The sequence below is a fragment of the Herbaspirillum lusitanum P6-12 genome (assembly GCF_000256565.1).
Classification (GTDB): Bacteria; Pseudomonadota; Gammaproteobacteria; order Burkholderiales; family Burkholderiaceae_D; genus Herbaspirillum; species Herbaspirillum lusitanum.
Genome location: NZ_AJHH01000708.1, coordinates 1 through 7,869, shown reverse-complemented (window position 1 = coordinate 7,869; position 7,869 = coordinate 1). Strand labels below are relative to the sequence as shown.

Here is a 7,869-nt window from a genome sequence, read left to right as displayed (position 1 = left end):
ATCATTGCGGGCGTTTTTCATTGGCGCGACCGTCGTGGCCGCGTCACGTAAAACGACTCAATGGAAGCTGCTGCCGATTTCCGGATGGAAGCTTTCGGCGCGTGCGATCGGCCAGTATTTTTCGTAGACCTGGTAGCGGTAATTGCCGGTGATCAGGTCGCCCGGCTCCAGGTATTTGAGCATCTCCGACAGTAGTTGTATTTCATGGTCGTTGATGCGATGAACGATGTGGAACGGACGCAGCGCCGAGGTGTGCGGCAAGCCGGCCGCCTGCACCAGTTCCTGCAGCGCATGCAGCGTGCTCTGGTGGAAGCGGTAGACGCGTTCGGCCTTGTCCGGCACTACCAGCGCGCGGGCGCGCGTCGGATTTTGCGTCGCCACGCCGGTCGGGCAGCGATCGGTGTGGCAGCTCTGCGACTGGATGCAGCCGAGTGCGAACATGAAGCCGCGCGCCGAGTTGCACCAGTCGGCGCCGAGCGCCAGCGTGCGGGCGACGTCGAAGGCGGTGATGATCTTGCCGCTGGCGCCGATCTTGACGCGGTCGCGCATGCCGATGCCGACCAGCGTGTTGTGCACCATCAGCAGGCCTTCCTGCAGCGGCATGCCGACGTGGTCGGTGAACTCCAGCGGCGCTGCGCCGGTGCCGCCTTCGGCGCCGTCGACAGTGATGAAGTCGGGCACGATGTTGGTTTCCAGCATGGCCTTGGCGATGCCGAAGAATTCCCAGGGATGGCCGACGCACAGCTTGATGCCGGTCGGTTTGCCGCCCGACAGCGTGCGCAGTTTTTCAATGAATTGCAGCAATCCGATCGGCGAAGAGAACGATGAATGCACCGCCGGCGAGATGCAGTCGACGCCCATCGGGATGCCGCGCGTGGCGGAAATCTCCGGCGTGATCTTGGCCGCCGGCAGCACGCCGCCGTGGCCGGGTTTGGCGCCTTGCGACAACTTCACTTCGATCATTTTCACCTGCGGCGCGTTGGCCTGGACGGCGAATTTCTCTTCGTCGAAACTGCCGTCCGGATGGCGGCAGCCGAAGTAACCGGAGGCAATCTGCCAGACCAGATCGCCGCCGAATTCGCGGTGATAGGTAGAGATCGATCCTTCGCCGGTGTCGTGCGCGAAGTTGCCTTTTTTGGCGCCCTGATTAAGCGCGCGGATGGCGTTGGACGAGAGCGAGCCGAAGCTCATCGCCGAGACGTTGAAGACCGACATTGCATACGGTTGCGCGAGGCCTTCGCCGACGACGACGCGGAAGTCATGGCTGGCGATCTTGGTCGGCGACAGCGAGTGGCCGATCCATTCGTAGCCGGCCAGCTTGACGTCGAGCTCGGTGCCGAACGGGCGGCTGTCGACGTCGGCCTTGGCGCGCTGATAGACCACGCTGCGTTTCTTGCGCGTGAACGGCGCGCCGTCGTTTTCACCTTCGAAGAAGTACTGGCGGATTTCCGGGCGGATCGCTTCGAACAAGAAGCGGAAATGGCCCATCAACGGGTAGTTGCGCAGTACTGCATGGCGGCGTTGCACGATATCGCGCACACCGATCATGCTTAGCGCCAGCGGCGCTGCAGCCCACCACCAGCTGACCACATGGCCCGAGGCGAGGATGGCGAGCGCCAGCGTCAGGAAAATCATGAACCATAAGATCATGTAACGAGTTGCCCACATACCAGCGTCCTTTTTGTTGTTTGTCAGGCGGTGTTGGAATTCTACTGCTGCCACGGGAGTGGCATGGGCCGAAAAGAATGGTATTTACGGCAATCACCGGAGGCTACACGGTTGCGCCAGATTGGTGCGTTGCGTGAGAGGGACAACTGCCGGGAAAGCGGCACAGGTGTTGCTTCGTGGATATACATACTCAAGAGTTTGGGCTGGGCTTGATGTACCGGGCCAGATGGTTGAATGGCATTGTTATTGCTTATTGTGATCAAAAAATGGGTGGCCGCTCATCATTGCCTGGATGCAATGTAGCCCGTCAGAACCTGTTGCAATCTCCGCTCATTCCCTTTCGTTATTGCCGTGTGGCATGGATCGTGTAACCCCATTGATGAACCTATGAAGATCGTCGCTTCCGTGATTCCGCCAGACAACGCCGCCGCCATCACGTCCATCGCCAGGCCTCCACGTTTGCTGGAAACCCTGCTGGCCAATCTGGACGGCATGGTCTATCGCTGCCGCGACGACGAAGAATGGACCATGGAGTTCGTCAGCGAGGGATGTCTTGAGCTGACCGGCTATCAACCGGAACAGCTGCTGTTCAATCACCGTATTTCTTACGAAGACATCACCCATCCCGAAGACCGCGAAAAAGTTCGCCGGACCATCCAGTCCTGCCTGGACGGCAAGCGCCGCTTCGAGCTCGAATACCGCATCGTGCGCGCCGACGGCGAAGTGCGCTGGGTGTGGGAGCGCGGCGTCGGCATCTACAACGCCGCCGGGACACTGGATGCGCTGGAAGGCTACGTGCAGGACGTCACCGCGCGCAAGACAGCGGATCAGGCCTTACTGGAAGCGGAACGGCGCTACCGCAGCATTTTTGAAAACGCCATCGAAGGCGTGTTTCAATCGACGCCGGACGGCGGCTACATCGCGGTCAACCCGGCACTGGCGCGCATCTACGGCTACAAGTCGGCGGATGATCTGATCGTCAGTCTGCGCGACATCAAGCATCAGTTGTATGTCGAGCCGGAGCGCCGCACCGAATTCATGCGCATGATGGCCGAGTTCGGTTCGGTGTCGAACTTCGAATCGCGCGTCTACCGCCGTGACGGCGAGATCATCTGGATTTCCGAAAACGCCCGCGCCGTGCGCGACGAGGCCGGCACCCTGATGTTTTATGAAGGCACCGTCGAAGCCATCACCGAACGCAAGCTGTATGAAGCCGAAATCCGCCATCAGGCTACGCACGACGCGCTGACCGGCCTTCCCAACCGCACCATGCTGCATAACCATTTGCAGCGCGCAATCCAGAGCACGCGGCAAAAGGGCACGCTGACGGCGGTGGTGTTCGTCGACCTCGATCAGTTCAAGTTCATCAACGACAGCCTCGGCCATCAGGTCGGCGACGAGCTGCTCAAGACCGTGGCGCAGCGGCTGGTGTCGTGCGTGCGTGAAACCGACATGGTGGCGCGTCAGGGCGGCGACGAATTCGTGCTGGTGCTGCAGAATCAACCCGACGAAAACCGCATCACCGAAGTGCTGCAACGCATCCTCACCGCCGTGGCGCGGCCGTGGGTGGTGGGCGATCGCGAATTCCATGTCACCTGCAGCATCGGCGTAAGCCGCTGCCCGACCGACGGCCGCGACGTCGAAACGCTGCTCAAGAACGCCGATTCGGCCATGTATAAAGCCAAGGAGCTGGGGCGCAACAACTTCCAGTATTTCGCCGGCTGGATGGATGCGCAGGTCAGCAATCGCCTGGAAATGCTGGTCAGCCTGCGGCGCGCGCTCGACCGCGACGAATTGCTGCTGTACTACCAGCCCAAGATCAGTCTGGCCAGCGGCCGCATCATCGGCGCCGAGGCGCTGATCCGCTGGATCACGCCCGACCAGGGTATGGTGCCGCCGGACCGTTTCATCCCGTTTGCCGAGGAAGCCGGCCTGATCGTGCCGATCGGCGAATGGGTGTTGCGCACCGCCTGCGCCCAGAACAAGGCCTGGCAGGATGCGGGCCTGGCGCCGATTCCGGTGGCGGTCAACCTGTCGCCGCGCCAGCTCGACCAGAATCTTCCCGAGTTCGTGCGCCAGGTGCTGGCCGAGAGCTGTCTCGCGGCCGCCTGGCTGGAGCTGGAAATCACCGAAAACGTGGTCATGAAGGATGCCGAGAAGACCGTCGCCACGCTCAATGCGCTCAAGCGCCTGGGTTTGCAGGTGTCGGTGGACGACTTCGGTACCGGCTATTCGAGCCTGAGCTACCTGCGCCGCTTCCCGGTGGATGCACTCAAGATCGACAAATCCTTCGTGCGCGACATCGCCCGCGACGCTGACAGTGCGGCGATCGTGAAGGCAGTGATTTCATTGGGTCACATCCTCAACCTGCGGGTCATTGCCGAAGGGGTGGAAGACCAGGAGCAATACAACTTCCTGCTCGAAAACGGCTGCGATGAGGTACAGGGTTATCTGCTTGGCAAGCCGATGCCGGCAGAGGATTTCACGCGCCGGCTGGAGCTGGAAAAGAAGGCGGCCGGCTGATCCGTCCAGCCGTGGGAGCATGCGGCAGCCGGTATTTGTTGCCTCGCAGTCACGTTGTAAATTCTGTCTGACTGCTGCAACGATGCACGATTGAGGCGACAACCGTCCGGGCCTTTGTGCTAAACTCCGCGCAGTATATTTTGCATTTTGCCTCCGGCCACCCGAAAACTCAGCTCGGCGCCGCCTGCAAGGTCAAAAGTTGAAATGGTGCGAGAATCTGGGAACTCAAGATTCTGTGTTCGCAACCAAGCCTTATTTTCCCGCTCATCTTCAACCTCCTATAAATCGAGCGCCGGGAAGCAGCACCAACAGCATCAGCAGCATATTCAGGTTCGACAACCTGGCAGCACCGTTGGCGCTGTGATGAAACTCAACCCGCGCAGCCAGGCTTCGTATAGTCCGTATATCCGATATATCCGAATAGTCAGCCGCGAACTTTTATTAAACAAGCCGCACACGAGTCGTACATGAATACTATTGAGGCCAAGAAAGTCCTCGAAACAGCATTGCTATGCGCCCACGAGCCATTATCAATCAACGAACTGAAGAAGCTTTATGTCTCAGGCGACGATGCCGCCAGTGAAATAACTGCGGACATCATCCGGCAAATGCTGGAAGAACTGCGCGAAGACTGGATCGACAAGGGCGTGGAAGTGGTCAGCCTGTCGACCGGCTGGCGCTTCCAGAGCCGGGCCGAGATGAAAGTCTACCTGGATCGCCTGAATCCTGAAAAGCCGCCGAAATACACCCGCGCCACGCTCGAAACCCTGGCCATCATTGCCTATCGCCAGCCGGTCACCCGCGGCGACATCGAAGAGATTCGCGGCGTGACGGTCAGCACCCAGACCGTCAAGCTGCTGGAAGACCGGGCCTGGATTGAGGCTATCGGCCATCGCGACGTGCCCGGCCGTCCGGCACTGTTTGCGACGACCAGGAAATTCCTCGACGACCTCGGCCTGACTTCGCTGGATCAGTTGCCGCCGCTGAAGACCGTGACCAAGGACGGCGTAGTCGATCCGGGCGCGCTGCTGGAATTGCAGGCGCTGGAAGCCGGCATGCAGGCCGACCTGCTCGCGCAGGGCGAAGCGGAGGCTGCCGCCATTGCAGCCGCCGGCGAACCTGTCGATGTGGCCGAGCTTGCCGAAGTTGCCGACGGCATTGCAGCGGAACTGACGACCGAAGAAGTTGCCGAATCGGCTGAGTCCGTCGACGAGGCGGGTACAACAGATGCAACGGATGCAACAACTGAAGCCGCCGATGTGGCTGAAGAGCCGGTTGCCGGAACTGCCGTGGAAGAAATTCCAGGGGAAGACATCGAGAATGACGTGGATGCCATCGCACCAAGCGTCGCCAATCACGAAGAAGTGCCGGCTCAAAGCCCTGCTTCTGCTGAAGACATTCACACCAACGACCTCGCCTCCGGCCACGCAAGTGACGCCGCGCCCGGTCTGAATAACCGCGATTCAAATAATGAAACCATCTAGTTCCAATGATGATCAGCAGATAGATCTGCTCGGCGCCGCAGCCGATAATGCCACCGCTGTCAAGCCGGCTCGCAAGCGCGTCAAGAAGGCCGCGGCGGAAGATGTCGCCACCGAAGTTGCGCCGATCGAAAAGCCCGCCAAGGCGCCGGCCAAACCGCGCGCCAAAAAGGTCGCTGCGGAAGCGCCCGCTGAAACGGTCGCGCCTGCACCGGTCGCGGCTGAAGTCGCCGCCGATGCGCCCGCACCGAAGAAGCGTGCGCCACGCGCCAAGAAGGTGGTTGCCGACGCTGATACTGCGCCTGCTCCAGCTCCGGTTGCCGAGTCCGCTTCGCCTGCGGCGGAAGCGCCCAAGGTCATCGTCACCATTGGTGAAGAAATCACTGCCGCGCCGGTCCTGCTTGATGCACCGACCGACAGCGCGCGCACCAAGCCGGCCCGCCGCGGTGTACGCGGTCCGCGCGCCTTGCGCAACAATCGCGCCGCACAGCGCGCCGCTGAAGCCGGCGAAGGTGAGCCGCATCATGCCGTTGCCGGCGACGAACAACCGCTTTCGGTGGATGCCAATGCGCCGGTTCCGGTAGCCGACCAGGCCATGGCGGAATCGCGCCGCGACGGTCAGGGCCAGGATCGCAATCGCCAGCAAAAAGGCAAGAAACCATTCGTCAAGGGCGGTAAGCCGAAGGCGCCGCAACTGGGTTTGCGTTCGCATGACGCCGGCGACGACGTGTTTTCGTTCGTCACCTCCGATGCCTATGACAAGGAAGACGGCGCTCGCAGCGGCGCGCGCGGCACGCATCAGCTGCGCGGCAAGAACGGCCGCCGCGACCTGACGTCGGAAGACGACGCACCAAAGCTGCACAAGGTGCTGGCCGACTCCGGCCTGGGTTCGCGTCGCGACATGGAAGAACTGATCGTGGCCGGCCGGGTGTCGGTCAATGGCGAGCCTGCTCACATCGGCCAGCGCATCCTGCCGACCGATCAGGTCCGCATCAACGGCAAGCTGTTGCAGCGCAAGGTCAGCAAGAAGCCTCCGCGCGTGCTGGTGTATCACAAGCCGGCCGGCGAAATTGTCAGTCACAACGATCCGGAAGGCCGCCCTTCGGTATTCGATCGCCTGCCGAACATGAAGGCAGCCAAATGGCTGGCCGTCGGTCGTCTCGACTTCAACACCGAAGGTCTGCTGTTGTTTACGACTTCCGGCGACCTGGCCAACCGGCTGATGCACCCGCGTTACAACATCGAGCGTGAATACGCCGTGCGTACGCTGGGCGAACTGGAACAAGGCATGCGCCAGAAACTGTTGCACGGCGTCGAGCTCGATGACGGCGTTGCACAGTTTTCCAAGATCGCCGATGGCGGCGGCGAAGGCGTCAACAAGTGGTACCGCGTGACCATCGGCGAAGGCCGTAATCGCGAAGTGCGCCGCATGTTCGAAGCCATCGGCCTGACCGTGTCGCGCCTGATCCGTACACGCTACGGCGTCATGACGCTGCCGCAAGGCCTGAAACGCGGTCGTTGGGAAGAATTGGAAGAAAACGCCGTGCGTACTCTGCTGACGGTGTGCGGTCTGGAAAAACCGGGCGGCGCCGAGGCGCCGTCGGGCAAGTCCAAAGGCGGCAACAGCGGCAATCGCAATGGCAACGGCGATAATCGCAATGGCAATGTCAACGGCGACAGTCAGCCGCGCAGCAACGCCAACGCCAACCCCATGCAACCACGTGGTCCGCGTCGCGACCAGCAACCGTCTTGGCAAGGCCAGGGGCAGGGGCCGCGCCAGGGTCAAGGTTCGCGCCAAGGGCAGGGGCAAGGTCAAGGCCAGGGTGGCCGTCCGCAGGGCAACAAGCCGCGTCAGCCTGACCCGTTGCAGACCGCGCTGGGTTTCCCGGACGCCGGCCAGCGTCGCCACAATCGTCCGCAACGCAATGGCGGCAGCGGTGGCATGCCCGGTCAAGGCATGGGTGCGGGCGGTCAGCAGCGCCGCCGCCGCGGATAAGTCTTTGATTGCTCTGGTATTTTTTTTGCGAATATCGGGGTGTCTGCGGTATGTTCGGCAATCTTGAATTGCCGGACATACCGTAATCGGTTATAATGCGCAAGTTAACGGGGTGTCTTCACGGTGAAATACATCGTGAAGCGGTCCATAGTTGAATAAACGATAAGAACGATGGGCATCTGCCCATTTTTTTTTTTTTTT

4 protein-coding genes are annotated in these 7,869 nt (G+C 61.1%); 3 read left to right on the top strand and 1 reads right to left on the bottom strand.

Annotated features, from left to right (window positions below):
* Positions 1-57: 57 nt before the first annotated feature.
* Positions 58-1,668 (bottom strand): FMN-binding glutamate synthase family protein, encoded by a 1,611-nt coding sequence (locus tag HLUSI_RS0123000; protein WP_016836178.1) that lies wholly within the window; start codon positions 1,666-1,668, stop codon positions 58-60.
* A 387-nt stretch (positions 1,669-2,055) separates the two neighbouring features.
* Here HLUSI_RS0123000 and HLUSI_RS0122995 point away from each other — a divergent pair, with 387 nt between their 5' ends.
* From HLUSI_RS0122995 to rluB, 3 genes are all read left to right on the top strand, one after another.
* Positions 2,056-4,191: a bifunctional diguanylate cyclase/phosphodiesterase gene (locus HLUSI_RS0122995; protein ID WP_016836177.1), complete on the top strand. Its 2,136-nt coding sequence runs from the start codon at positions 2,056-2,058 to the stop codon at positions 4,189-4,191.
* A gap of 467 nt (positions 4,192-4,658) precedes the next feature.
* A complete protein-coding gene (gene scpB, locus HLUSI_RS0122990; protein ID WP_029363919.1) occupies positions 4,659-5,675 on the top strand; it encodes an SMC-Scp complex subunit ScpB in 1,017 nt (338 codons plus the stop codon).
* The gene (rluB, locus tag HLUSI_RS0122985) at positions 5,662-7,668 is read left to right on the top strand and encodes a 23S rRNA pseudouridine(2605) synthase RluB (protein WP_016836175.1); all 2,007 of its coding nucleotides are present in this window, start codon (positions 5,662-5,664) and stop codon (positions 7,666-7,668) included. Before scpB ends, rluB begins: the two co-directional genes overlap by 14 nt.
* Positions 7,669-7,869 lie beyond the last annotated feature (201 nt).